General features: G+C 62.1%; 19 protein-coding genes. 7 read left to right on the forward strand and 12 right to left on the reverse strand.

What is annotated here, in order from left to right; genetic code table 11:
• Positions 1-2: 2 nt before the first annotated feature.
• From ATN38_RS20085 to ATN38_RS20110, 6 genes are all read right to left on the reverse strand, one after another.
• On the reverse strand, positions 3-485 hold the full coding sequence (locus ATN38_RS20085) for a hypothetical protein (protein WP_218748464.1): 483 nt from the start codon (positions 483-485) through the stop codon (positions 3-5).
• Between the two features lie 99 nt (positions 486-584).
• Positions 585-6,383 (reverse strand): helicase-related protein, encoded by a 5,799-nt coding sequence (locus tag ATN38_RS20090; RefSeq protein ID WP_218748465.1) that lies wholly within the window; start codon positions 6,381-6,383, stop codon positions 585-587.
• Between the two features lie 128 nt (positions 6,384-6,511).
• Positions 6,512-7,141, reverse strand: coding sequence for a hypothetical protein (locus tag ATN38_RS20095; RefSeq protein WP_218748467.1), 630 nt, complete (start codon positions 7,139-7,141; stop codon positions 6,512-6,514).
• A gap of 328 nt (positions 7,142-7,469) precedes the next feature.
• Positions 7,470-8,147, reverse strand: a complete 678-nt coding sequence (locus tag ATN38_RS20100) for a TetR/AcrR family transcriptional regulator (RefSeq protein WP_218748469.1) — start codon at positions 8,145-8,147, stop codon at positions 7,470-7,472.
• Positions 8,144-8,806: a TetR/AcrR family transcriptional regulator gene (locus ATN38_RS20105; RefSeq protein WP_256932014.1), complete on the reverse strand. Its 663-nt coding sequence runs from the start codon at positions 8,804-8,806 to the stop codon at positions 8,144-8,146. Before ATN38_RS20105 ends, ATN38_RS20100 begins: the two co-directional genes overlap by 4 nt.
• 81 nt (positions 8,807-8,887) lie before the next feature.
• Positions 8,888-9,976, reverse strand: a complete 1,089-nt coding sequence (locus ATN38_RS20110; protein ID WP_218748470.1) for a DUF2637 domain-containing protein — start codon at positions 9,974-9,976, stop codon at positions 8,888-8,890.
• 374 nt (positions 9,977-10,350) lie between these two features.
• On the opposite strand from ATN38_RS20110, the gene ATN38_RS20115 reads away from it, so the two are divergent.
• The gene (locus ATN38_RS20115) at positions 10,351-11,580 is read left to right on the forward strand and encodes an IS110 family transposase (protein WP_218748472.1); all 1,230 of its coding nucleotides are present in this window, start codon (positions 10,351-10,353) and stop codon (positions 11,578-11,580) included.
• Between the two features lie 90 nt (positions 11,581-11,670).
• Here the strand turns inward: ATN38_RS20115 and ATN38_RS20120 are convergent, their stop codons facing one another.
• From ATN38_RS20120 to ATN38_RS20130, 3 genes are all read right to left on the reverse strand, one after another.
• Positions 11,671-11,910 carry a plasmid partition protein ParG gene (locus ATN38_RS20120; protein ID WP_080712781.1) on the reverse strand — a complete coding sequence of 80 codons (240 nt, stop codon included), beginning with the start codon at positions 11,908-11,910 and terminating at the stop codon, positions 11,671-11,673.
• A 119-nt stretch (positions 11,911-12,029) separates the two neighbouring features.
• Positions 12,030-12,692, reverse strand: a complete 663-nt coding sequence (gene parA / locus ATN38_RS20125) for a ParA family partition ATPase (RefSeq protein WP_030537278.1) — start codon at positions 12,690-12,692, stop codon at positions 12,030-12,032.
• Between the two features lie 795 nt (positions 12,693-13,487).
• Positions 13,488-14,735, reverse strand: a complete 1,248-nt coding sequence (locus ATN38_RS20130) for an IS256 family transposase (RefSeq protein ID WP_030538129.1) — start codon at positions 14,733-14,735, stop codon at positions 13,488-13,490.
• A gap of 2,905 nt (positions 14,736-17,640) precedes the next feature.
• Here ATN38_RS20130 and ATN38_RS20135 point away from each other — a divergent pair.
• Genes ATN38_RS20135 through ATN38_RS20145 form a run of 3 tightly spaced genes read left to right on the forward strand, consistent with a single transcriptional unit; the run spans position 17,641 to position 20,623 of the window.
• Positions 17,641-18,144 (forward strand): ImmA/IrrE family metallo-endopeptidase, encoded by a 504-nt coding sequence (locus ATN38_RS20135; protein WP_030537276.1) that lies wholly within the window; start codon positions 17,641-17,643, stop codon positions 18,142-18,144.
• Positions 18,141-19,247: a DUF6545 domain-containing protein gene (locus ATN38_RS20140; protein ID WP_218748473.1), complete on the forward strand. Its 1,107-nt coding sequence runs from the start codon at positions 18,141-18,143 to the stop codon at positions 19,245-19,247. The genes ATN38_RS20135 and ATN38_RS20140 overlap by 4 nt, the downstream gene beginning before the upstream one ends.
• Positions 19,248-19,267: 20 nt before the next feature.
• A complete protein-coding gene (locus tag ATN38_RS20145; protein WP_030537274.1) occupies positions 19,268-20,623 on the forward strand; it encodes a cytochrome P450 in 1,356 nt (451 codons plus the stop codon).
• Here the strand turns inward: ATN38_RS20145 and ATN38_RS20150 are convergent.
• Complete coding sequence (locus ATN38_RS20150) at positions 20,610-21,032, reverse strand: hypothetical protein (RefSeq protein WP_030537273.1); 423 nt, start codon at positions 21,030-21,032, stop codon at positions 20,610-20,612. The genes ATN38_RS20145 and ATN38_RS20150 overlap by 14 nt on opposite strands.
• A complete protein-coding gene (locus ATN38_RS20155; RefSeq protein ID WP_142006782.1) occupies positions 21,029-21,808 on the reverse strand; it encodes a hypothetical protein in 780 nt (259 codons plus the stop codon). Before ATN38_RS20155 ends, ATN38_RS20150 begins: the two co-directional genes overlap by 4 nt.
• Positions 21,809-22,321: 513 nt before the next feature.
• Here ATN38_RS20155 and ATN38_RS20160 point away from each other — a divergent pair.
• Positions 22,322-23,518 carry a hypothetical protein gene (locus tag ATN38_RS20160; protein ID WP_030537272.1) on the forward strand — a complete coding sequence of 399 codons (1,197 nt, stop codon included), beginning with the start codon at positions 22,322-22,324 and terminating at the stop codon, positions 23,516-23,518.
• Positions 23,519-23,710: 192 nt separating this feature from the next.
• Here the strand turns inward: ATN38_RS20160 and ATN38_RS20165 are convergent, their stop codons facing one another.
• On the reverse strand, positions 23,711-24,034 hold the full coding sequence (locus ATN38_RS20165) for a hypothetical protein (RefSeq protein WP_218748475.1): 324 nt from the start codon (positions 24,032-24,034) through the stop codon (positions 23,711-23,713).
• A gap of 37 nt (positions 24,035-24,071) precedes the next feature.
• Between ATN38_RS20165 and ATN38_RS20170 the strand changes: the two genes are divergently transcribed.
• Both ATN38_RS20170 and ATN38_RS20175 read left to right on the forward strand, forming a co-directional pair.
• Positions 24,072-24,377: a hypothetical protein gene (locus tag ATN38_RS20170; RefSeq protein ID WP_073513116.1), complete on the forward strand. Its 306-nt coding sequence runs from the start codon at positions 24,072-24,074 to the stop codon at positions 24,375-24,377.
• Positions 24,374-26,194, forward strand: a complete 1,821-nt coding sequence (locus ATN38_RS20175) for a cutinase family protein (protein ID WP_218748477.1) — start codon at positions 24,374-24,376, stop codon at positions 26,192-26,194. The genes ATN38_RS20170 and ATN38_RS20175 overlap by 4 nt, the downstream gene beginning before the upstream one ends.
• Positions 26,195-26,196 lie beyond the last annotated feature (2 nt).

Genomic DNA, 26,196 nt, shown 5'->3' on the forward strand with positions numbered 1-26,196 from the left:
ACCTAGACGACGGACCTCGACGCGTAAGTTTCGATCACCGAGTCGATCAGCCGAACAGGAATGTGAAGACTCAGGTTGTCCTGGAGGATCGTCTCGGGCAGATCCGGAAACGGTGTCGCCGGAGCCAGCTCGCTCACAAGAGGCTCGAGTTCGTTCTTCTTAAACTGTTCGTAGATGCGTTCGATGGCTTTGGTGTCCGAGTCGTTCGTCTTCGGGACGTCGACTTTGACCCAGCCTTCCGGAGAGTGCGCCAGCAGCTCCTTCACATTTTTGGACACTTCGATGTAGGAGTAGTCCAGCGAAGCCGCGAGCATTTCCATGGCTTCCCGGACATAACTCTTGTGGTCTTCGGTGATGTCCCCGAATCTGGCAGCCTGTGCGGCTGCGTCCAACTTCATATGCTGGGTTTTCAGCTTTTCGATCGCGCCTGTAGCGAAGTAGCTCCGGAGGCCGGGGACGGGTTGGTTCAGATGGATGTGGGTCATGGTCGCTCTATGTCCGTTCGTTGAGGTCGTAGTCAATTCCACTGTATTGGAATAAGTTCCGCCGTAGTTCGCCTTGTTGTCGGCGAAGATTCAAGGTTGTTACAGCTCGTGGCCATGGTCGCGTTCGGCTGATGGATCGGTCGGTGGGCGGGTGGGGTTTGGCCGGTCTGGCGATGATCGTCGCCGGTTGAGCATGTCCCGGATCGAGGTCGGATGCGCCAGATCGCTCACCGTGGGGGGAACCTCGGGTAGCGGTGAATCCGGTTCTGGAGACGACTCAGCAGCCTCCGCGATATCTGAGTCGGCGTTGCCGGGTTCTGGTGTTTCCTGCTCTGCCGCAACAGGTGCCGGTTCTTGTTCCGTCGAAGCGTCGGAGACGGTTGCAGATTCGGCCATTGCTGCCAGGCGACTGCGTTCCATGGCTGCTTCGGCTTCTCGGCGGGCCATGATCGCTCGGACCTCGTCGGCGTCGACGCATTCGAGTTGTTCGACAAGTGCCGGTGTCGCGTTGAGCATGAGCGACCAGCCGGGTTCTCGCCCTTTGTATTCGAGACGCTCTTGCAGTTCTACTCGGCGGGCGATCGCTTCGGGGCTGTTTTCTTCCTCTCGGAGCTGGCGTTGGAGGTCGTAGAGTTCGGCGTACATCGACTTGAGTTCCGCGCTTCGCGGGAAGTCCTCGCTGGACTGCTTCTGCAGTTCTTCGAGTCGGGCGGTGGCGGTGTCGAGTTGCCAGGTGCGGGAGTCGAGTTTGTCGGGCACTTCGGCGACCATGCGTTCGATGCGGCTCATGATGCCGCTCGCGAGGTGACCGAACGCTCCTTCGCGTTCTTCTTCGGTCATGGTGGTGTTCGCTCGTACGCTGACGTACATGTCTTCTTGGGGAAGAACTCTCGTCGAGAGGGGCAGTCCTTTCGCGCCGACGTAGAGCGCGGCATCGGCCATGGATCGGCGGACCTCGATTTCGAGGCCGCCCTTGGTTGCGACGGTGACGACCTTGTCGAGTCCTGCCCCTTTGAGGTGACCGTAGGTCTCTCGTAGGTGATGGACCAGCGCTTTCGACGCTTCGGGGCGTTTGGTGAAGGTTTGGCCGGCGATGGTCATCGAGAATCCTTCGGCCGCGAGGTGCGCTTCGACTGCGGGTACGGCCGCGGTCAGTGCCGCGATTGCCTGCTGGTGGCCGGGTATGGCGGTGGTGAGGGCTCCGAGTTCGCGTTCACGGCTTCGAGCTGCCGCGAAGTGCGCGTCGGCGTCGGCCTGTAGGTCGGCGACGGCGCCGTCGAGTTCGACTTGGCGCATGTAGCGGGGATCTCCGGTAGCGATCGCTTTGATCGCTGCTGCGTTCTTGGCGAGGTCGTCCCCGCCCAGATCCTCGACTCGGCGCACAGTGCGGTCCGCGCGCTTGAGCTGCTCGATGAAGTGCGCTTTGCGTTGCACGGTCTGCCACATGAAAGTGTCGAAGGTGCGTTCGGCGACGTACGCGAAGATTTGGACGCGCTTGTTCTGGTTGCCCTGCCGGATGATGCGGCCTTCTCGTTGTTCGAGGTCAGCAGGTCGCCAGGGCACGTCGATGTGGTGCAGGGCGACGGCGCGTGGCTGGATGTTGGCGCCGGTTCCCATCTTTTCGGTGGAGCCGAAAACCACGGCGACGCGGCCATTTCGGCAGTCCGCGTAGAGCTTCGCCTTTTCCGATGCTTTCGCGTAGTCGTGGATGAACCGAATGGATTCGGGGTCCATGCCGGCGGCGACGAGTTCGTCCTTGACTCCGGAGTAGATGTTCCACGCTCGGCTCTTGGCTTTCGGAGTCGACCGGTCGCAGAACACGATCTGTAGCCCTCCGCGTAAGGGCGACTCGTTTCCTAGATTGTCGAGGTAGACGTTGTCCTTGGTGTCTTCGCGGACCTCAAGGATCTGATCCGCGAGGATGCGAGCTCGGCCGCCGGTCTCGGGTGCGTCCAGGTGTGCGGTCCTCGGGTCGAGGGTGACGTTGCGGCCGTCGCTCGCGATCTTGAGCGAGTTGTCGATGTCGGGGCGTCGGCGGTCGGCGGCGCTGGCGCGGTGACCGAGGTCGGTGATGAAGTCCCGCACTTCCTGGCTGGGCTCGAAGGAGATGACGGTGCGCTGCCCGTCGTCGAGGACCGGAAGAGTCACCGGCACTTGATCGCGCATCACGACGTCGGTGAACACGCTGTTCATGGCGACAAGGTCACCGACGTTGGTGAACTCCCCGACCCTGGTCTTGGGAACGAGCTTGCTGCCACTCGAGTTCAGTTCGACGCTCTCGACCGTGTCGGTGAAAGTCGCGCCCCACGAGTCGAGCGCGGCAACACCGGAAGCCTCGAGCAGATCCGGACGCAGGTAGTTCGTCATCACCCACAGCTCACCGAGACTGTTCGCCACCGGTGTGCCGGTGGCGAAGGTCGCGACTCGTTCGACGTAGTTGTCCTCGGGGATACCGGCTTCGACGGCTTCGGCGCGGCGCACGCCTCGCAGGTAGTGCAGCTTCATCGACAGGTCCATGGCCTGATCGGCGCCCTTGGCGCAGGCCAGCTCGTCGACGTTCGATTGCCGGCGCAGGTTCTTGTACATGTGCGCTTCGTCGATGAACAGGTAGTCGCCGCCGCTCTCCTCGAAGCTCAGACCAGCGTCTTTTCCGGTTTGATCGAGGGTGTCGTTGAGTCGTTCCTCGGCGTTGGCGATCGCGATTTCGAGTTTCTTGACCGACTCGCGGGTCTCCATCGTGGTGCGGTGCTCGTAGAGCTTGTCGAGTTCGTCGCGGATGAAATCGGCTTTGGTCTGATTCGAGACGCCGATCAGCTTGAACGCGGACTGCGGCACGATGACCATGTCCCAGTCCTCGGTGGCCGACTGTGCGACCAGTCGCCGGCGGGATTCGAGATCGGTGGCGGCGGATCCGGAGAGGATGCGGGCGCCGGGGTACCAGTGCGATGCCTCGATGGCGATCTGTTCGACGATGTGGTTCGGAACCACGATCCACGGTTGGCGGACGAGTCCGAGCCGTTTGAGTTCCATGGCGCCCATGAACATGGTTCCGGACTTGCCGGCACCGACGACGTGATCGAGCAGTACGGACGGCTCACCGACGATTCGGGCGACGGCGTTGCGCTGGTACTCGTAGGGCGCGTACTTGTCGCCGAGGCCGGGGAAGGTCTGGTAGCTGCCGTCCCACTGCGGTGCGACTGTCGAGTTGAACAGTTCGTTGTAGGTGTCGAGGAGCCTTTCGCGGCGATCCGGATCGGCATCGAGTGCCCACGTGCGGAACTCCTGCTGTATCCGTCGGGCCTTGTTCTGCGCGGCGCGAGTTGCCTTGTCGTGCAGCAAATCCCCACCTGCTGCTTCGGCGTATTCCTTGGACTTGTTGATGCGGATCGGTTCCATGTTGCACAGCGACGTCAGCAACGTGATGTGGTCGTAGTCCCCACGGGCGCAGCCGGAGTACTTGATGCCCAATCGGTCGGCGGTCTCGTCCTCGAAGTTGAAGCCGCCGGCCTGCCCGGTCCACGTCTTCGGTACGACGCCCCACTTCTCGGCCATGCCCTTGTCACCGCGATAACCCGCGACGTGGATCGACCACTGGGCGTCGAAGCGTTCGACCTTGACGGTGATTCCCTCGGGAACCTCGAAGGTTTCCCGGATGAACTGGGCGTAGTCAGCGGGATCGACCCACGGGGCACCGAGTTTGATGTCGATGTCGTTCTTGCGCGGCGGCTGAATCTCGGTGAGGGCTTGAACATTGGGCCGGTACCGAGGATCTTGTTCCGCCGCTGCGTGGGCGTCCGCGAGTTTCGTGCGGACGTTCCCCGACAGGTACGACGTCGCGGGGATCCAGGTGTTCGGATCGTGCAGTGAGCGGAATGCTCGCCCGACCAGTTGTTCCTCGACGTCAGGGCGCGGGACGCTGAGCAGTTCACTGATGCGATCGACATCAATGCTGCGAGTCTCGTCGAGACTGATCGCGAGTGCATCGTCGATGGTTTCGGCCTCGCGGCGCTGCGCACGTGCCGAGACCACGTCGGTGGCGAAGATCGCGGCCTTGCTGCCGCGCATCGTTTCGTCGTCGAAATTCTCCATGGCGAACACGACGTGGATAGTCGGGTCGTTGCGAAGGATCCCTTCGAGGTGGGTCTGCTTCTTCCACGGCCGGCGGTTGTCTTCCCACGCTTCGTCGTTGAGGCGTTCGTAGACGGCGTCGGGGATCTCGCCCTGCCACGGTCCGTCTTCGTTGCCTTCCTTCGCCCTCCACCGCTCGATACTCTTTTCGAGCTTGCGGTCGTGCTGGGCGTCGGTGAGGTCGGCGGGGATCTTCCACTCGAACCGGTTGATGAATCCGTATCGGCCCAGGTACTCGTCATAGCGGGAATTCAATTCCTCACGCAGAGCGATCCTTTCGCTGCGCGGTCGCTCTTCGAGCTGAGAGCGCACCAGGGTGACCGCCACGTCACGCATCTGCAGGAGCTGGCGCCATTCGTCGTGCTTCTTCACCCCTCGCACGGTGGCCTGTTCCCATCCGCCGCGGCCGTAGACCTGGATCTGCTGCTGCTCTTCGTTCCAGCGCAAGGTGTCGATGGCGATTTCGTCGCCGGTACGCTCGGCGCCGTTGATCAGCCCCTGATCGAAAGCGTTCACTCCGGCGACGGCGGTGGACTCGATCGTCGCGGTCAACGCCAGATCCTCGGCGCGGGCGCGGTCGACTATCGCGGTCAGGCGCTGCGAGAGAGCTTCGACCATGCGCGCACCGACAGGGCCGTTGACCTTGAGGGTTTCGTTGCTGTACATCCCGGACCCGATGACCAGCTCACCGAGAACGTTGTGCGGGTTGGCGGCGAAGTATCCGTTGACGGACCGATCCAGGTAGCGGCCGTCGTCGTCGCGGACTCCCGTCTCGCCTGTGGTGACGAATTGTGCTGTCGCTTCCGAGCGTTCGCGGTCCTCTTCACGAACACGGAAGACCAGCACGTCGGTGACGACTTCGGTGCCGGCCACTCGGGCGAACGCACCGGTCGGCAGACGCACTGCGCCGATCAGGTCGGCCCGCTCGGCCATTTCCTTGCGCGCACGCGGATCTGCGGCGTCGGCGGTAAATGCCGACGAGATCACCGCGACGTACCCTCCGGGCGCGGTGAGGGCGAGGGACTTGTTGATGAAGTGGTTGTGGATCGAGAGGTTGCTCTTGTTGTGTGCGGGGTCGTGCAAGCGCAGCGCACCGAACGGGACGTTGCCCACGGCCGCGGTGAAACTGTCCTCGGGTACGCGGGTGTGTTGGAAACCTTCGTTGCGGACCTGCGCGGACGGGTAGAGCGCCGCCGCGATCCGGGCGGTCGTCGAGTCGAGTTCGACACCGACCATCGTCGCAGATTCCGGCGCGTGACCGATGAACGTGCCTGCACCGCAACCCGGTTCGAGTACCCGTCCACCGCTGAAACCAGCGCGCTCGAGTGCATCCCACATCACCGAGACGATGGCCGGATCGGTGTAGTGGGCGTTGACGGTGGTGAAGCGAGCTTGATTCCACTGCTGACTGGTCAACAACGATTCCAGGCGTGAGCGGTCTTGCGCCCATTCCGATTTCGAGGTGTCGAAGATGTTGGGGACAGCTCCCCACCCCGACCACTGAGCGATGATCTGCTGCTCTTCTGCGGTGGCGTAGCGCTGTTCGGAGTCGAGGACACCGAGCATTTCGATAGCGGCGATGTTCGCCCGTGCCCGCGCCTTCTCTCCGGACGGCGGCAGAACCTCGACCCCGGGGGCGAAATCAACCGGTTCGGGAAGGATTCGCGCGGCCGTTTCCGGTTGCGTCTCCTCCCCCGCTTCCTCGGAACCTAACGCTTCCGAGACCTCGGCGGCAGGGGTTTCAATCGCCGTCTCCGCCACCAACTCCACGTCGGCGACACTCGGTGAGGGTTGAGTTTCTGCGGCCGTCAGAGGCAGCGGTGTGCCCCCAGGATCGACGGCTGCGGGATCGACGGGACTGGCGCCGGCCTCGTCGAAGAGTCCGAGCTGGCTCTGCTCTACTTCCGCTCGACGAGTGCGCCGGGGCCGTCGAGCGGCTGGCCGTCCTCGACCATTGCCGCTTCGAGCTGGCTGATGAACGACGGAAGAAGCGGGTCGCTGCTGCTCGTCGGAATCGGCTGCCCATCCTCCGAGAGTGTCTGCATCAAATAGGCCGCCATCACCCGGTAGAGCGTCGAACGGGTCGGGAACAGTTGATCGGTCAGTTCCTCGAACGCTTTCAGCGGTTCGCTCCGAACCAGCGCCTTGCGCCACCGCTGCGGATCGGCCGAACTCTCTTCGGACTGCTTCTCCGGTGTGCTCTCGTTGTCCGCCTCCTCCGGGAACGGGTCCAGAGCTTCCGGGATCTGCTCGTAGAGCATCTCTTGTAGAACTTGGGCGGTGATCTGCGCTCGGGCCGTTTCGATCAAGGCCAACTTCGTCGGAAAGTCCGGCTCCCGTCCGTACTCGCTCTTGAAGCGGGCCACCAACGGTCCCTGCGCCGTCCCCATCGACAGTTCGATCTGCGCCGATATTTCCGCGGTCCGCTCCTGCAGGAACTCCTGCTTCTCCGACTCCGTCATCGACTCCGGAAGACCGATCAAGTCCGTCCACACTCGACTGACCTCGGCGAATATCTGTCCGCTCATTGTGTTCCTCCATGTCGAAAAGGTCGAACTGATCGTTGTTGTTCTTGCTGGACGCCACAGCAGAGATCCCCACGAATTCCCACCGCACGGCACTCACCGACACCGAGCAGACTCAGTGCCGGCCCCGTACAGATCAACGGGCGGTGAGCACCACTACAAGGTCCCATCATGCCCGTAACCGACCCGCAGTCCCGTTTGTCGAGTCGCCGCGTCGGGGATCGAGTAGCGAGTTCTCTACTCGCCAGTAGCGTCCACATTCGTTTTCCTGTCGTCGATGCCCGAACCCCGCCCCTACCTCCCGACGAATGCAGAGGTAGAGGCAAGAGCCCTACGGGCCGGTCAGGGACTTCAAGTGCGCACTGACCACGTCCTGGACCCGCGTGGCCACGTCGACGTCCTCCCGCAGGGTGGCTGCGGCCTGGACCGCTCCCACCGTGCCCGAGCACAGATTCCATGCGAGCCGGTGCACCATCGGGCCGTCCACGCACTCACCGGCGGTGATCGCCGTTTCGACGATGTCACTGACGGCATCGACCCAGCGCGCGAAAGCTGCACCGTTGTCGATGCTGGGTTCGAGGGTCAGCTTCATCCCAGCGCGCAGGTTGGTGTCGTCAGCGATCTTGAGGGCAAGGGAAGAGAAGATCGCAGTCAACCGATCGGATCCGGTCCCTACGGCGGCATCTACCGCTGCGTCGTTGATGGATTCGTCGACCGCCAGGTTCCAGTCCGAGATGAGCTGTTGCGCGATCGCTTCCTTCGATGGGAAGTGGTAGTACATTGCGCCTTTGGCGAATTTCCCAGTGTGGGTGATGGTGTTCATGCTGGTGTGGCCGTAGCCATCGGTGTCGAAATGCCGTGCCGCAACGGCGATGATCGCTTCTCGTGTTCGGACGGCGCGTTCCTGCATTGCCGAGTTCTTGGTGCCGACAGGGCGGCCGATCCACGGGCGATTACTCACGATGGCGGCGCTTTCCGAGGTTTGTGCCGATTCGATGGGGCTGTTCACAGCGATGCTCCTTCGACCGTGCGGGCGGAGGCCGGGTCGGTTCCGCGCCATATCAGCAGCAGATCGTCGACCCGTCTGGTGATGGTGTGGTTCTCGTCGAGGCTAGCGGCAACCTGTACAGCGCCGACGAATCCGGCGCAGAGGGTGTCTGCGAGCCGCGACATGCTCTCGGCGCAGTCGAGAGCGCCGCAGCGGATCGCGTCGACGACGATCGGCGTGATCGCGTCGGTCCACGCTTCGTAGGTGGCGTGGGCCTCGCTGAGCGACTTGTCGACGCTCAGGATGAGTCCGGCGCGGACGATCGCCTCGTTTTGGGCGCGGCGGGCGAGTTCGCGGTAGATCATCAGTATTTGCCGGTCAGCGGGCTGCCCGGTCGCTGCCGCTTTCCCCACAGTCTCCGAGACGACGTTCTCCCAGCGGTGCAGCATTTCTCGGGCGATGGATTCTTTCTTCGAGAAGTGGAAGTACATCGCACCTTTGGTGGTCTCGGAGATCGCCAGGATGTCATTGATGCTGGTGCCCGCGTAACCCGTCCGGCCGAACAAGGTGGCGGAAACCTCGAGGATCGCTTCTCGGGTAATTTTCGCTCGTGGCTGCATAGGTGGTCGGCCGGTCTTTCCGTGGTCGACGCTTTCTGCGAGGTCGTTATGATCATTCATTGGTCACAGGTCCATTCTGTGGTCATCGGCCCTGACGGTGTTAGAGCACCGCCAGGGCCACCTTTTATCGGTGGGACTGGGTCAAACGGTGGTGAGTTCGTGTTCGGCGATGTTCTCGGCGGCGCGCAGGTCTGGTAGCGGCGGGCTCGTGAATCCTGCTGCACGGGCCTCTTTTTCGAACTGCTGGTAGCGGCGCCATGCAGTCGATATTGCGACAGGCGGCTTCGACTCCTGAGCGATCATCTCCCACGTGAGGCTCAGGTTCGTGAGCTTGCGGACTGCTGTGTCCTTCACGTTCGGCGCGAGATCCGACCCGGCGATGAAGGCCATGAGATCGTCTATGCCGGCATCGGTCTCGGTCTGCGTTTCTTCGGTGTCTCGGCCGCGACCGAATGCCGTACCAGTGTCTTGGGCATCAATGTCGTCGAGGCCCTCATCCGTCATTTCGTCGACGAAAAACGGCTCCGCAAAGTCCGCAACAACGTCGTGGCGGTCGGCCTGTGCATCCGCCGTTGAGGCGTCCTCGTTTCGTTTCGCTTCCACCGGATCCGCAACATCGCGGGCGATCGTGTTGCGAGGGTCGCGGATCGGTTCCCTGCCGGCGGCGAGGTCAGGCGCGACACTCTTTGCGTCCTCACTGTCGGTGGCGTTTTCAACGATCGAGCGGTAAGCGGCGTAGGCCATTCCAACTGCCTTCACCAGGATCGTGATTCCGTGCGTGAATGCTAAGACCAGGGCCGGCGGAATGATCGCAATGGCCGCTGCAATAGCCGGTGCGAGTGGGATGAACCCGAGGTCTCCCCCACCACCGATGAACTCCCGTGCGGCAATTGCTGCGTGATAGGCGTGGTACGCGTTTCCGAGGATGCTGATCACGACAACGCTGACGGCGAGTGCGATGTAGAAGCCTCGGTCGCGCTTGTTCATGTTGAGCTTGCTGATGATGACGATGGCGATGGTGGCGCCGAGGATGGCGCTGTCCACGATCGCAGGGAAAATCCAGGTCAGGTGTTCGGGGATCAGAGCTTGCCTGGCGAGGTCGCGTTGCACAGCGAAGGAAAGTACGAATGCGCCGGTGGTGATACCGAGTGCAATGACAATCGCGAGTGCGAGTGCGGCGAGCAATGCGCCTAGCTGAATACGAGCTGCCCGGAGGCTAAAGTCGGTCATGACTGGGTTCTTTCCTAATTGGTGTGTAGAAGCACGGACCGACGGGCTGCAACGCTCACGCTGGTCTGATGTTTCTGCCGGTGCACTGCCCGGCCGACTCCCGGTTTTTTCCCGGCGCACACGACGCCTTCTGGAAGAGAGACAGCGCCAGGCAGTGCACCATTCGACGTGGTGAAATGTCGTGGTACGAGCCCGCCACAGGGTCGATCTCTTCTTCTGCATTCCCGAGCCGTGAGCTCTTCGGCAGATCGAGTGCCCTGCGGTGCGCTGGTGACACGAACGGCTGGTGAGATGACGGACCGTCGAGTCCTGCAATTAGGTCGCCGCGTGCACCACACGGGTTCGCAACCTGCACATCGACATTGGGAGGCGCGGTGGGACTGTACTGCGGAATCGATTGGGCCGAAAACCATCACGACTTCGCAATCCTCAACGACCTGGGCGAAGTCGTGAGCCGGGGACGCGTCGACAACGACGCTGCCGGGTTCGCCCGGTTGCTCGAGGCATTCGCCGAAGCCGGCGACACCGCCGAAAACCTGATCCCGGTCGGGATCGAAACCGATCACGGCCTGTGGGTTGCCGGACTGCGCGCGAGTGGCCGGGTGATCTACCCGATCAATCCGCTCGCGGCCTCCCGGTACCGGTCCCGGCATTCGGTCTCCGGATCGAAATCCGATTCCGCCGACGCGGTCATGCTGGCGAATATCGTGCGCACCGACGCCGTCGCACACCGTCCGTTGCCGGCGGATACCGACAGCGCTCTGGCCATTCGGGTTCTCGCCCGCGCCCAGCAGGACGCGGTCTGGTCTCGGCAACGCTTCGGCAACGAGGTCCGCTCGCTGCTCAAGGAATATTTCCCGGCAGCGTTGACCGCGTTTCAGTCGCTCGAAGACGGGCTGACCCGCCCTGATGCCCGAAGCGTGCTCGCTGCGGCTCCGACTCCGACCGCAGCTGCCGCCCTGACCCGGCCCCAACTCAAAGCAGCACTCAAAAGAGCCGGACGTTCCCGATTCCTCGACCGAGACGTCGAACGACTGCGGGCCATCATGCGCGCCCCGGCGCTTCGCCAGCCACCGCAGATCGAAGCAGCGATGGGAATCAGTCTGATGGCCCTGTTGCGGCAGTTCGACGCTGCCTGCGCAGCCGCCGAGACCCTCGCCGCGCACGTGAGCGTGCTCTTCTCCGAACACCCGGATGCGAAGATCATCACCAGCTTCCCCGGGCTGGGGCCACTGGCCGGGGCCCGAGTTCTCGCCGAGATCGGTGACGACCGAAACAGGTTCGCCACCGCGCGCGGCCTCAAGGCCTACGCCGGCGCCGCCCCGATCACCCGTGCCAGCGGGAAAAAGACCTTCGTCCTGCACCGGCACGTCAAGAACCGAAGACTGGCTGCAGCAGGAACGATCTGGGCGTTCAGCGCCCTCCAAGCGTCCCCCGGAGCCCGACGACATTTCGATGCCCGACGCGCAGGCGGAGACTGGAACCACCAAGCTCAACGACACCTGTTCAACCGATTCCTCGGCCAACTCCACCACTGCCTCATCACCCGCGAATTCTTCGACGAACTGCACGCATTTCCACCTCCCCTCCCGATCGCGGCTTGACTCCTACACCCCGTGAGATGTCTTTCAGCGGGGTTCCCGGTCTGGAGCCTCGTCGGGTGCATCCGGCGGGGCTCCCTTTACTTCCAAGCGCTACTTCTGTTCGTCCTCGAGCAGTTGATGAATGTGCTTGATGAGCAGGTCCTGCATAGCGGTCTCGTTGCGGACCGCGTACTCCTTGAAACGTCGGTGAAGGTCTGCGTCGACGTTCACCTGGATCCTTTTCGTCCGTCCACTGGAATCGCTCATCATGTCTTCGATGGATTGTGGAGCGCGAGTGGCGGATGGTCGGCCAGCTCGGAGGTTGCCTGTCGCCATGACGTGGCCTTTCATTTCGTCAAACACTCATACACTCATACGCTCATAGCCAGTTTTGAGTTAATGAGTGAAGGTGGTTTGCCAGTTGAGTTCGCATGAACCGGGGATCTACGCCCCTCGACGTCATTGCTCGGTCATACGACGAGCTTCGCCTTTGTCTCGTCCGTCAGCCCTGCAAAGGCCGCAAGTTCACGAAAGAGCGACTTGACCTCGTCGGACGCCACCGAATCCGGTTCTGCGTCCAATACCGTCGTACCTGTGGCTGCAGTATTGGGGTAGCTGATGCGTTGAGTGATCCGCGCGTCAAGCACGGGCAGTCCGTAGTCGCGGAGCGCACCTGTCACCTCACGACCGATACGGGTGCCGGTGATCGCCCTACTGATAACAAACGCAGCCTTGAGTTTGCCGTCGGTGATCTCGATCCGCTGAAGCACGAGTTTGACCAGATCCTCTGCCGCCCAAATGTCGTACGGCGATGGCTGTACGGGAATGAGGACTACATCAGCGGCCTTTATCGCCGATACCGCCAGATCAGCCGCCTGAGGGGCTCCGTCGATAATGATGACTGGATGCGTAGTGACCCTCTTGAGGTCACGTTCGATCGTTGGTCGGTCGATCCCGACTACCGGAACAGGCTGTTCCTCGCAGGCCGCCGCCCAATCTCGCGCACTCCCCTGCGGATCGGAGTCCACGAGCAATGTTTCGTACCCGGCAAGCTGGGATGCGCGCGCCAAGTGAGTGGCGATCGTCGTCTTTCCTGCACCACCCTTTTGGTTCAGCACTGCAATGACCGTCATCTATGCCACCTCCGAGTAGATACTCACCAGCGCCCGCATTCGTTGCGGACGTACTCATAACATCTTATGCGCTATCACCCAAAGACACAAACACTCATATGAGTGTTTGTGTCTTTGGGTCGCACTCGACACTGCGTTACCGGGTCAGACACCCATTTGCGAGCACGCTCCTTGCAGGCTCGGAGCAAAGCAGTCTATGAGGGTATGAGTGTTCGAGTGTTTGAGTAAATGAGCAAAACAAAGTCCGCAAAATCGCTGGTCGATCCGCAAAGTCCCTCCGACCGGACTTGCCACAAACCGCGCACGTGGCGCGACGGCCGCCAGAACCTCGTCACATCGATCACGGACAGGAGGGGAGCCGATCGAGCGCCTGAATATAAGTCACCAATTACGGGGGAGCCGGAGAGTCATGGTGCAAGTCTCGATTGCGGATTTTGCCCATCAAGGATCGGTTTCAGTTGCCAATTGATTTCCCCGCAATGATTTTTGCGCATTCCCCGCAACTACGCCGGATGCATGCAACGACCGCAAAGCCCAAACACTCAAACACGCAAACACTCATTTAATGTTTTGTGTGTGCAGACACAGTGCCAGCAATCGCGTCGGGCCGAAGCCGTCAGGCTGCAAGGATTCGCGGAGACCTGTAGTTGGTCACGATCCGCCGTGCGGTCGCGTAGTCGGCGCGGCCGCCAATGGTGGGGAAGCGGCCGTACCTCGCTCGCGGTGATGCTTCAATCCGCAGCGCGACGGGTCAAGTCCCTGGGAGTGGTGTAGCCCTGCGTGACCCTGTCGGGTTCAGGCGGTGAGTGCGGGAATGTCCTCCTTGTCGATGTCGGCGTCGTTGGTTGCGACGATGGTCAGGCGGGACTTGGCGAGGATTTCGAGGCCGAGATAGCGGCGTCCTTCGGCCCATTCGTCGGTTTGCTCGGCAAGGACTGCGCCGACGAGGCGGATGATCGCGTCGCGGTTGGGGAAGATCCCGACGGAGTCTGTGCGGCGGCGGATCTCGCGATTGAGGCGCTCGTTGGGATTGTTCGACCAGATCTGCTGCCAGAGTCCCTCGGGGAAAGTCGTGAACGCGAGGATGTCGTCACGGGCGGCTGTGAGGTGCTCCGCGACGGCTGGCAGTTTGTCGTCGACGTAGTCGACGAGCCGGTCGAACTGGGCGGCCACCGCTGGTGCGTCGGGCTGGTCGTAGACGCTGTGGAGCATCGCCTTGACCGCCGGCCACATCGACTTCGGGGTCACGCTCATGAGGTTCGCCGCGTAGTGGGTGCGGCACCGTTGCCAGGCGGCGCCGGGCAGGTTTGCAGTGATCGCGTCCTTGAGTCCGGCGTGCGCGTCGCTGGTGACGAGTCGGACGCCGGCCAAACCGCGGGCCACGAGGTCGGCGAAGAACGTGTTCCACGCAGCCCCGGTCTCCGACGTGGCGACCTGCACTCCGAGGACTTCACGTCGTCCGTCGGCGTTGACACCGGTCGCGATCAGAACGACCGAGGCGACGACCCGGCCGCCTTCGCGGACCTTCATCGTGAGCGCGTCAGCAGCGACGAAGGTGAACGGGCCGGCGTCGCCGAGAGGCCGGTGACGGAACTCCGCAACCAACTGGTCGAGGTCGGTGGCCATCCGTGAGACCTGCGACTTCGACAGGCTGTTGATGCCCAATGTCTTGACGAGCTTGTCCATCCGGCGGGTGCTCACGCCGGCGAGGTAGCAATCGGCCACGACGGTGATCAGCGCGGTCTCAGCCCGTTTGCGACGCTCGAGCAGCCATTCCGGAAAGTAGGACCCCGCCCTGAGTTTGGGGACGGCGACGTCGATCGTGCCGACTCGGGTATCCAGGGGTCGATGCCGGTATCCGTTGCGCTGGGCCGTCCGATCAGGTGACGGGCGGCCGTACTCGGCACCGACAACAGCATCGGCATCAGCCGACAGAAGCGCGTTGATCATCGTCTGCAACAGGCTGCGCATCAGATCTGGCGAGGCATCGGCCAGAGCGTCGCCAAGCAGAGCTGCAGGGTCGACAATGTGTGGAGCGGTCATCGTTGTGTCCTCTTCAAGGTGGTTGTGAGAGATCTCTTGAAGAATCACGCGGTGGCCGCGTCCACGTCCAGCATCGGGACGATCTCGGCGACCGCGCTACACCACTATCCGGGACTCAACTGCGCGACGACTCCGGGGCGACTTAGTTTCGTATCAGTTCGCCGGCCTCACACCGACCGTAGACACTCAAACACGCAAACACTCATTTGATGTTTTGTGTGTGCAGACACAGTGCCAGCAATCGCGTCGGGCCGAAGCCGTCAGGCTGCAAGGATTCGCGGAGACCTGTAGTTGGTCACGATCCGCCGTGCGGTCGCGTAGTCGGCGCGGCCGCCAATGGTGGGGAAGCGGCCGTACCTCGCTCGCGGTGATGCTTCAATCGGCAGGGCAATCGCATCGAAGGCGTGCCTTCGGGGGCCGCTACGTTTCTTACCTGGTCGACGACGCCACTCCAGCTCGGCTGTCCACCAGGCGAACAGCTCACGCTCCGTCACATGACGTAAAGCCCTGGCGGCTAGGACCCCCGAAACGCCGATTTGCTGCGCTGCCGTGTGAAGTTGGAGTCGACGGGTCTGGTCTGTGGACCGTGTTGTCGGGAGAAGGCGCAAACGCTGAAACACACGTTTCGCCGACGCCACCGTCCTGAGCGAGTAGCCGGTCGTCGCCGCAAGCTCGCTGTCATCTTGAATCCCGGAAATCAGGTGCAGGTGAATCCGGGCATAGGCCGGCCCTAGTCCGGGTGCGGGGGTCCAGAGGTCGTGAGCGTGGTGGGTCAGGAGAGCTTCGGACAGTGCGGGAGCCGGGGCGTGAATTACTTGTGTTGCACCTGTGCAGTACTCAGTGGGCGGTTGATTCAGTTTCCATGTTGCACCGGCGGTTCCCGACCCCGCCTGGACCTGACTGATCCACGCGGACGCCTCAAGCGCCCTTAACCTTCTGGAGACGGTCGAAGCGTCCAGACCAGTGGCCCGCGCTAGTCGCCGGCAGTCGATGTCCAGGGTGGTGGTCCGAGCAGTGCGAGCGAGCTGAACTAGCGCATGGAGTATCCGTTCGTCGCTCGGGCCACCTGGCCGTGCAAACTTCGCGGACGCTTTGCACAAGCACTCAGTGATCGTGTCCAACTCAGCGTCAAGCTCGTCCGGTCTTGTCACGTTTTCATCTACTGCAGGAGCGAAGACCGCAGCTGCGGAGATTGCGCGTTCCCACTGCTTGGCGAGTGTGAAGGCATGACCGGTGGTTTTGTCTTCGTGGAGGCGAATCAGCCCTGGTGCAGTCAGTGCAGACTCAACGTCTCTGAGGGAGCGCCCGGCACCTGCCATCCCGAGAAGGATGCTGAACGCGACCGCACTACGGTCACACCCCTCGCTGAGTGGGGTCGCCATGAGGAGCTTCGTCCGCGCTGACAGCGGACGTTTCGGACGATCCAGACGAGGACCATCCACGGTCTGGATCACCCGAACCGGCGTCGACCGAGTGCCCGCTTCAGATAGGGGAGTGGTGTACGGGTGACGTGCCAGAAGCCACCCCACCACCTCAGAGGACGTCCCCTTACGCAGGGCGGCGAGCGACTCCGTGAGCGGGCGGCCGCGCAGACTCGGGAGTGCGTGCCCTCCAGCTCGGTGTGGAGCACCTGGTCCTCGTACTGCACCGGTAGTGGGGTTACACAGCGGGCTGACGTCGAGACTGGGGTAGTAAAGAGCCAGCGCATGAGCGAGCCCTTTAACGGCAGCGGGTTCAGCCGCGTCACTGAGAGCGACCCAGAGATGCTGTCCGCCAGTCGGTCCTGACGCGACGCGAAGGTGTCGTACTCCGAGTTCGGTCAGCTCGTGTGCGAGACGGTCTGCGTCTGCTAGTGCCACCTCCGGACCGTGCGCTCCGGTATCGAAATCGAATGCCAGCAGTTTGTATTGATGGTCCGAATCGGTCAGGTGAAGCGCCCATGGAACGTTCGGCGGAGCCGTCGGGGCGAGCACTGTTGCGCTGTAGTCGTGGGTGCTGGTCGGGTCGACCCGGATGCGGGTCCGCGGCGACATCCACATTGCAGTCGCATACAGGTCTGTGAGGAGTGGATCCTCATGAACGACGACACGCAGATTGATCGTAGAAATTTCATCAGGGCATGAGCTACCCTGAGACATGTCTGGCAAGACAAGTCCCTTCGGGGAATAGCAGTACCGCTGAGAAACGAGCTGGTAACTCGAATCTCACCAACTTCGATGAACCCTCGGCCTACCCGCCGGGGGTTTTTCAATTCTCAGCTGATTAGCGGCACCACAGGGGATGTGGCGGTCGGTGAGTCAGACTTTGGTCAGGTCCGCTCACGGTCGCTTTATGCGGAGAGTGGCAACACCCCCTGATCTAGTTCACGAACGAGTTCCTTATGGCCGGTGTGCAGGCACAGCAGGTCGGAGACGTACTGGCTGACAGAGCTTGCGCCAGCGTCTAATGCACGCTGCTCCAGGTCTCTGTAAACCACAGCGGGGACACGACCGAGCCGGCCACGGGGCCCTTTGCTTGGATTTGCCATCGCAGTCTCCTGTCTCTTCGTTGGTGGACGCCCCCTCATCCTGGACCAGGTTCAGGTTCCGGAGTGGTTGCGACACGCCAAAGCTGTCCAATATTCCGTAGCTCACCTGGGGTAGTTCGGGACGTTAGGGACTACTCACCCTGCTCGAAGTATGAGAGTGTGGGCAGCCTGCTTACGGCCCTTTGGCCTCAAGTTTGCGACCGGGTCCGGATCGGGAGTAGCGAGCGGAACCAGCTATCGCCATTCTTGCACAGGATTTGGCTTTAGTTTGTCTGTGTCTTTGCTTCACGGCTTTGGATGACCGGTTCATTTTGTCCGGGTTTAAGCTGTGGTCTTGGCTTGGCAGCGCGAAAGGGCCAGCTATTGGAGGTGGTGGATGTGTTTTCACAATTCACGCGCAGGGGGCGTGTCCAGGACGTGTTGTCGCAAATCCCTCTCAGCGCGCCGTGGACAGTGGGCGAGTTTCTGGACTGGATGTCCGAGCACGCCCAGAGTGAAGTCGTGCTCTCGCCGTGGAGTGGCCCACGTACGGAGTCCGGGGGCCGATGTGGACTACTGCTGGGCTCACCTGAGCGACTCATCATCAAATACGACCTGGACCACTCCGTACGGCATCAGCGGCAGCAGATATTCCACGAATGTGCGCACATTCTCTGCCAGCACGAGGGTGAGCCGTTCTGCCCGACCGAAAGCGTCCTGACCCAGGGGATCGATGTCAGATCCATTGAGTGGATGATGCGGCGTGACACTTTCGACACGCCTACGGAAAAAGAAGCCGAGGTCGTCGGAACGCAGTTGGCGATCCGTAGTAGAGGCCCGGTCGACGATTCCAGCCTCGGGGCGCTGCATCGCATCGCCGGCACCTTCGGACCTGAGGCGTGAGCGCGCAGCTCAGTCACGAGGCCACAGCGTCAATGCCGTACTGGATGACGCTTCCGATGATCACGATCCTCGCGATAATCATCGTCGCGCGGGTACTGCTGGTGTCGAAACGTCAACTCGACCGGAGCGTGACCCAAATTCTGATTTGGTGGCTCTGTGCGGCCGTCCTGCGCGAGTCTTGGTTTCAGAAGGCGGTCATTTCCCACAGTGACCTGACGTTGTCGGATATCCGGCTCGTCACCCACGCATCGGTGATCGCTTCTTCGGTCGCGGTGTATCTCGTCGTACGTTCATGGAGCCTTCGACCAGTACAGACGCGTACTGTCATCCGGCTCTATTGCGCCGGCCTGGTGGCGGCCGTCGTCCTGGGGTTCCTCAGTGCCCCAGCTCGCGCCCAAGGCATTGCAGTCGAAGAGCTTCACTCTTGGCGGACCGCTGTCTACATGATCATCTACTCGGCGCCGATGCCGTTGGCGTTGTTCGCAGTCGTGAAATGGTGTGTACGGCTCTATCGCCGTCCCGAGTCCACGCGTTCCCTTCGCGGCTGGCTCGTTATCGTGATCGCTGCTTGCACCGTCTCGCTCTACGACCACCTTTCACGGATGGCGAATGGCATCATGCTGTCACTGAACTGGCACAACGCGCTCACTGAGCTGCGATCCCAGTCCAACGACATCCTGTTTTTGCCAGCTGCGACATCGATGGCGATCGTGCTGGCAATCCCTGCCATCGCAGAGGCCAAAGTTCGCCTGCGTTCGGATTCCTCGTCACGAGCAGTCCGGCGTCTGGAGGACATGTGGAACGACCTCGTGACTATGGAACCCAAGGTGTCCGTCGAGAGCGTCGGAGTGTTCCACAGCAGCATCGAACTTGAGCACCGGATGTTGATCGAGTGCGAGGACGCTCTGTTCCTCGTCCTGCCGTATATGAGCCCTGAGGCTCTATCTGGAGACGCCGCGACGGAGGACCGGGTTCAAGCCATAGCTGACGCGATGCGTCTGTACAAAGCCGGTGATAGTGACCGTGCGCCAGTGGCTCCGCCGGAGTGGCTGGTCGACGAAGAGGAAATGCTCCGTATCGCGGATGCATGGGCTCGAATGTAAGACAACTGGAGGGGACCTGTATGCCCAGTACGACGACGATCCCGCACCCGCCTCGTCGGGTGCCAATTCTGGGGGATGTTTTCGGAATCGATCCGGAGACTCCCAACCAGACCACGCTCGTTCGGTTCGAGGAGCTTGGACCGATTTATCGGCGATCGATTCTCGGTACCGACCTGACCTTTGTCGGTTCGCCGGATCTCGCCGCTGAGATATTCGACGAGTCGACGTGGGAAAAGTTCGTCGGCCGGCCGCTTGAGCAACTGCGCCCTCTGATCGGTGACGGCCTGTTCACGGCCTACAGCTGGGAGTCGAATTGGTCGAAGGCCCACGAAGTTCTGATGCCGGCCTTCACAAAGGAGTCGATGGTCAGTTACCACGACACGATGGTCGCTGTCACTGACGAACTCTGTGCCCATCTCTCGTCTCAGGAGGGGGCACCGGTTCCGGTCGTTGACGCAATGGGAGGACTGACGCTGGAAGTCATCGGACGGTGCGGTTTCGGCTACTCGTTCGATTCGTTCCACCACTCGGACCATCCGTTCGTTGCAGCGTTGACGCGGTCGCTCACGTACGCCCAAAAGAGCGGGATACCGATTCCATTCATCGGCAAGTTGCTTCGTCGCACCGAGGAGAAGCAGAACACTGCTGATCGGGCGCTCCTCGTCGAGACTGTGGACGGAGTGATTGCTGAGCGGCAGCGAACGGGGGAGCGCCGCAACGATCTGCTGGATCGGATGTTGCATCCCGAGGGGGATGTGACGCTCGATCCGGAGAACATCCGAAATCAGGTGTTGACGTTCCTGATCGCCGGTCATGAGACCTCGGTGAACTCGCTGAGCTTCGCATTTCACTTCCTGGCCCAGCATCCTGATGTCGCGGAGAAAGTTCGCGCCGAAGCGTCGCAGGTATTCGGTGAGAGTGTCCCGAAGTACGAGGATGTTGCGCGGCTTCGCTACACACGCCAAGTCATCTCGGAAGCGATGAGGATCTGGCCAGCGGCACCGGGATTCTTTCGCGCTGCGAAGCGGGACACCACGGTCGGGGAGTATGCCTTCGCGGAAGGTGAGTGGGCATTTGTCCTGCTCCTGGCCGTTCAACGGGATAAGAAGGCGTGGGGTGAAGACGCTGACCAGTTCAATCCGGATCGGTTCAGCCCCGAAAATGCCCGAGGCAGAGCGCCAGAACTTTTCAAGCCGTTCGGAACTGGCATCCGATCATGTATCGGTCGCCAATTCGCTTTGCACGAGATGGCGCTGGCGATCGCGACTGTTCTGACCCAGTTCTCTGTAACAGCGGAACCGGGTTATGAGCTCGAAGTCGAAGAAACCTTGACTCTTCGGCCGAAGAACCTGAAGTTGAGTTTTACGCCTCGTTGACTGCGGTCGCCGGAGCGGCGGTCATGGTGCTGACCTGCGCGATCAGTTCTTCGAAGTCTGCTCGTGTCAGGTCAGCACTGCGGGCAGCGAAGTGATTCAGCCCGCGGTCGCGGATGAGAATCCAAAGACGTAGGCGCTGGTCGATGTCGATGTCGATGTCGCCGCTCAAGCGCAGGTATTCCCGGTCGACACCGATCGTGTCGCAAATTGCGTCTGCCACGGGTACGGGCAGGTTCTCGATTTCGCCACTCTGAACGCCTTCGAGTAGCTCAAGGGGAACGATCTCCTTGACCTTCTGCCCGACGACTGTTGCCAGCGCCTGCAACGTCAAGGCGGGCTCGTCACGGTGGTGATAGAAGTCCAGGAGCCGAGCAAGCTTCTGTGCTGTTGTCGGTGCTAGGTGCTTCATCGAGTCTTCTCCTGACGTGATTGCCACTGGGCGATAAAGGATTGCTCGGTCGCTTCATCGATGTCCCCGGCATGTCCGGTTAGCCATCGCAGGTACTGAAGTTCTCGCGCATCTTGTGCGGTGGGTGGCTCTGCCGCTCGGTTGAGATAGTCGCCAATTAGCATTTCGACCATCGGCTCTACCTGAATTGGCCCTGGCGGCGCTGTCTTGGACTCGACCTGGGCAATGAGCCAAGCTCGCAGTATCCGGTCGACGACAAGATCCAACTCACTGTTGATAGATCGCAGTTTGTCAGCTGTCGTTACGTCCGTCGTTGATTCGTACAGCTTCTCGTAGCGCTTGGCGATCTCGGAGATCGAGATGACGACGCTCAAAGGCAGCGTCACGGAGTCTTCGTTCGCGTCGACAACGCGTGCCACCGGCCTTGATCCCGGGACATCTTCTAGTGGAACTGGGTTGTCCCCGATGAAAGCTCGTGCGGCGGACCCTTCTGTCCACCGCAATCCTGCATCCAGTTTCTTGAACGTATTGACACTCGGTTGTTCGACCTGCGCTCGCTCGATTTTGCCCGTTGTCACATCTGACGGACCGCCGGCGGCCTGTAGTTGATCCAAGGTCAAGTTGAGCCAAGCCCGACGCTCCGAGACTATGCGCGCAAAACGCTGCCGAAGCTCACTCATTGTCAACACCTTACCGGCGACATGTTCCAGGAACACATCACGGGACAGGGAACTAGCTGGGGTTTCGCGCTCAAACGGCAGCACCGCTACGGTCACCTCCCACCACTCACCTTCGTGCTTTTTTTGCTTGGTTTTTGCTTCGACTCAGTATATAGTTTGCCATGTATTGGCGAACACCGATTCGGGATTTGACCGTACCGGGTGCGTCGTAGGCAAGAGACACAGGTGGGGGGTTCGCGATGTCACGCTCAGGCGGACAAGGAACCGGACGTGCGGCATTTGCCGATTCCGCATCAGCTGAGACTCGATCCCTTTGCGTATGGGAAGTCCGTTGCCCATGCCGACCGGTCGGGTACGCCTGTGTCCCATTCTGTGTGCCTAGAACGCGGACCTGCCCTCTCGGACATTCGCTAGTCCCCTACGGCGCAGCAGTCTTCGGCGGTGGGCGATGACCTCCCAAGCCCGCTCAGTAGTGCCGCGCGTCGACACATCAGCTTCCCAACGCCGTTCCGGCTGCGGGATCAACGACCACGCTGCTCCTGCCGCGCTGGTTTCCGTTTTCGCCCCGACTCTTGCGTTCCATCGCAAACACATTGAAGGAGAAGTGTTTTGACGAATCACCGTAATCGCGCCGGTACCGGTAGGCACCGGGCCGCACAACGCTCGGCAGTGGCAGGGGTGACATTCACCGCTCTGACCGCTCTGGTGGTTGGCAATGCAGGTGGGGCGCTGGCCGCTCCAGGTCAGCCCGGTGTGACTGCTCCCGCTCAGCAGCCGGGTGTCACCTCGCCGTCGCAGCAGCCTGGCGTCACCACCGAACAGACGGCGCCGCCTGCCGCTCCCGTTCAGACGTGGGTTCCGGCTCCTGTCGAGTACACGGCGCAGCCTGCGAAGCCGCTTCCGAACTGGGATTACGACACCAACGAGTACGTCGCGCCGACGTACAGCAACAACGACAACTATGTGGCACCGATCGACTACACGACGATCCACCTTCCTACCCAGCTCGATACGTTCACTGCACCGATTCAAGCTCCCGAGGACAAGATCCGAATCGGCCGGTATATCGCCGACCGTGAGGATTGGATTTCGAAGGACACCGCCGACCGAACCAACGGTCAGACAGCGATCATCGAAGCTCAGGTCACCGACTTCTGGCGCTCGACCGGCCTCGAAACGGACCAGGCTGAGCGTCTTGCTGCCGCACAGCTCGGTGGAGCCGCTGCGGGCGCTCTCGCGGGCGCTACCGCAGCTGGCGTTCCTGCTGCAACTGTGGGCGCATTGGTCGGTGGAACCATCGGCGGCACTTCAGCTTTGACCTTGTTCTCCCCGATCCTGACCCCGATCGGCGCGGTCCCTGCAGGCGTGGTCGGAACGGCAACGGGCGCGGGTATCGGCGCAGCTGTGCTCGGCGTTCCCGCCGCAATCGGCGGCGCTGTCGTCGGCGGCGCTGGCGGAGCACTTGCCGCATCCGCTTACGGTGCAGGCGATCTGGGCGAGCCGATCGAGTTCGATATTCCAGCGATTGATCAGCCTGCAATCACCGCGCAGACCGAAACCGTGCTCGATCAATGGTCGGCTAGCCCGCCGGTCGGAACCGCTGCCGCTGACACCGTCCGCAACGCCGTCGCCTCTGCGCCGGTTGTCGATCAGCAGATCCGCGACGCGGTCACCTCGCTGCCGGGCGGTGAAGGTGCTGTAGCTGCATTCGACCAGGCAGTGACCGATTTCCAGGCGAACACCGCCGTTCCCGGACTGCCGCTCGGAATGATCGCCGACGCCATCGGCGCTGGCATCCCGGCCTGATCGTCGCCCGCTACCAGTCAAGGAAGGAAACCGCATCGTGACGGATGAACGCCAACCATCGAAGTCGGTGCCTCCGCGTCGGCCTGGTGCTCGGCCATGGGAGCGTCCGGTTCAACCTGGAAACAGGGCGAACGGTGCTCCTGTGCGGGGAGCGGTGGCGAAGACTCCCGCCGCGCCCAAGCCTGCACCGGCTCAGGCTCCGGCGGCGAAAGCTTCGGCGGCAGCGCCGTCTTCACGGCTCGGGTCTCCTTCCCCTCGGATTACCGCCACACCTCGTCGTTCTCGTCGACCGCTCATCATCGGCGGCGCAATCACGGCCGCGATCGTGGTTCTCGGGGCGACGGGGTGGGCGGTGTCGTCGTCCTTCTCGGGCGAGAGCAGCGACGGTAGCGATTCCTTCATGGAGGGCATGGCTCCGCTGATGTCGACCACGTCAGCGGTGGCGACGACGCCTGCTTCACCGACCCCGGCTGCGCCCGCCGCGTGTGCGGAGAAGACAGAAAACGGTGTGGTCACCAGCGCAGGTCCTGGTGGGAACACCTCCGGTCCTGGAGTGATCGAAGCGTTCCAATACGGGTTCTACGTCCTGCGCGATGCAGTGAAGGCCCGCGAGGTGGTGGCCCCCGACGCCCGCGTGACACCGGTTGCCGACATTCAGGCAGGAATCAATGCCACCCCTGTCGGTACCACGCACTGCCTGACGATCACACCGCGTGAAAACGGCGTCTACGCAGTGGCTCTGACACAGACCGAACCCGGCGGCACCCCGGTGACTTGGTACCAGCTCGTCACCACAGCCCCGGCCGGAGACCGCACCACCATCACGGCGATCACCGCAGATACGGAGATGACACGATGAACGAAACCCTTGTTCCACCAGCACTTTCGGGAAGGTCCCCGCGCCCCTGGGCGCGTACCCAGCGAGTGGTGGTCAGCGCTGCGACCGTCTCGATCTTCATCGCGGCCGGCACCACCGGGGCACTCGCGCAGCCTTCGACGACGACCAGCCCGACCGCCTCGGCGTCGACGACCGCTCCGACGTCGTCGAGCACGACCACGTCCTCCAGTAGCGGAAACGTGCAGTGCTCGGTCCTGCATACGGTCATCGACCAAGGAACCACCGAATCGAACGAACAGACCGACCCGAAATCCGACTCGGGCACCTTGTCCGCCGCCGTGATTCCGGTCTTTCAGGAGTTCGGCAACGACAAAGCCAAATTCGACCGCACCTACGTGCCGTACCCGGCTGACTTCGGTTTCCAGGGAACGCCGTATGCGCAGTCCGCACAAACCGGTGTCGAGAACACCTTCGCCGTCATCGAGAAGATCAGCTCGGATTGCCCCGAAACACAGTTCGCGATCATCGGTTACTCCCAGGGCGCGCAGGTCGCATCGACTGTTCTTCGCCTGATCGGAGCTGGTCAGGGTCCGATCCCGTCGTCGAAGGTCGCCATGGGCATGTTGCTGTCCGACCCGTCGCGCCAGGAAGGATCGGCGCTCTTCCCCGGCCGTAGCGCCTCGCAGGTCACTCCCGATCCTGCTCCTGGAACCTCGGGGGCTGAGGTCAAAACAGTCGCCGCAGCGCCGCAATCAATCCCGGCTGGTGCAGGTATCGCACCGCCTCTCGACAACGCACCTTCCACGTTCGGGCAGTTGACGGGCCGGGTTGCCTCGAAGTGCGCAACAGGTGATCTCGCCTGCGACACACCCGCTGACGCACCTCTTGCACGACTGGTTGCCAATGTCGGTGGCCAGCTCAACCTCAACGGATCCGATCCGGTCGGGGTGCTGTCCTCCGTCGCGAACGTCTTCGGAACCACCGCGATCAAAACCGCTGCCGACGTCGTGAACAAGGACCTCACCTCGACGGACGGCACTCTCGCCGGCCTCGACTACCGCCCGTCGACGTCCCTGAGCGAGCGCGCCGCCACGGCATCCGATCCCGGATACGAAACAGACGTACTCGCAGCAGTGAGCAAGGTCGTCGGCCTCGGCGTGAACACAGCGATCACGTTGGCCCGCAAGGTGGTCACCCCGGAGAACATCGCACAGATCGCGGCAGTCGGCTTGGCTAATCCCGCCGCAGGTCTGGCGCTGTTCGGCGCCAAGCTCGGTCAGGCGACGTTCGAGATGCTGCCGGCCAACATCGCGGACCGAACCGCAACGACCGCGGTGAAGTTCATCAAGGACAACATCTCCGACAACGCCGGTCTGATCAAAATGGCGACCGACACGAAGTACTGGCAGGTCCAGGCCAATCACGGTTCCTACATGTCCGACGCCGTCACCAATGCCGGCGGCTCGACCATCGACTACGCGGCGCAGTGGTTGACCGCTCTCGTCAAGGACCTCACTCGCACCGACTCGTCGGCATCCACCGCAGATGCTGGTGCCTTCACCCGCACGGTCCCGGTCTCAGGACAGGGCTCTTACCAGGGACTTCCCGGCCTGAACATGCCTGTTTCCGGTACCGAAACCGGCGCAGTCTACGACCCGTTCAACACCTCGCAGAAGACCCCGGCGGCGACCACGCAGTACACATCCACCCCCGGTACGGCCTCGTCCACGACGTCGGCCCAACCCACCAGTGGGGTCGTGTGGCCGTCCTCGACGCAGACAACGTCGAGCACGTTCGTGTGGCCGTCCAGCACTGCTGCTGCGACGCCCACCAACTGAAA

It is taken from the genome of Rhodococcus sp. FH8 (genome assembly GCF_019266085.1).
Lineage (GTDB): Bacteria > Actinomycetota > Actinomycetes > Mycobacteriales > Mycobacteriaceae > Rhodococcus_F > Rhodococcus_F qingshengii.

What these genes read in the sequence shown, in the direction of transcription:
- ATN38_RS20085 (WP_218748464.1), bottom strand. Translation starts at nt 485, where the DNA reads ATGACCCACATCCATCTGAACCAACCCGTCCCCGGCCTCCGGAGCTAC.
- ATN38_RS20095 (WP_218748467.1), bottom strand. Translation starts at nt 7,141, where the DNA reads ATGAGCGGACAGATATTCGCCGAGGTCAGTCGAGTGTGGACGGACTTG.
- ATN38_RS20105 (WP_256932014.1), bottom strand. Translation starts at nt 8,806, where the DNA reads ATGAATGATCATAACGACCTCGCAGAAAGCGTCGACCACGGAAAGACC.
- ATN38_RS20110 (WP_218748470.1), bottom strand. Translation starts at nt 9,976, where the DNA reads ATGACCGACTTTAGCCTCCGGGCAGCTCGTATTCAGCTAGGCGCATTG.
- ATN38_RS20120 (WP_080712781.1), bottom strand. Translation starts at nt 11,910, where the DNA reads ATGAAAGGCCACGTCATGGCGACAGGCAACCTCCGAGCTGGCCGACCA.
- parA (WP_030537278.1), bottom strand. Translation starts at nt 12,692, where the DNA reads ATGACGGTCATTGCAGTGCTGAACCAAAAGGGTGGTGCAGGAAAGACG.
- ATN38_RS20130 (WP_030538129.1), bottom strand. Translation starts at nt 14,735, where the DNA reads ATGACCGCTCCACACATTGTCGACCCTGCAGCTCTGCTTGGCGACGCT.
- ATN38_RS20145 (WP_030537274.1), top strand. Translation starts at nt 19,268, where the DNA reads ATGCCCAGTACGACGACGATCCCGCACCCGCCTCGTCGGGTGCCAATT.
- ATN38_RS20150 (WP_030537273.1), bottom strand. Translation starts at nt 21,032, where the DNA reads ATGAAGCACCTAGCACCGACAACAGCACAGAAGCTTGCTCGGCTCCTG.
- ATN38_RS20175 (WP_218748477.1), top strand. Translation starts at nt 24,374, where the DNA reads ATGAACGAAACCCTTGTTCCACCAGCACTTTCGGGAAGGTCCCCGCGC.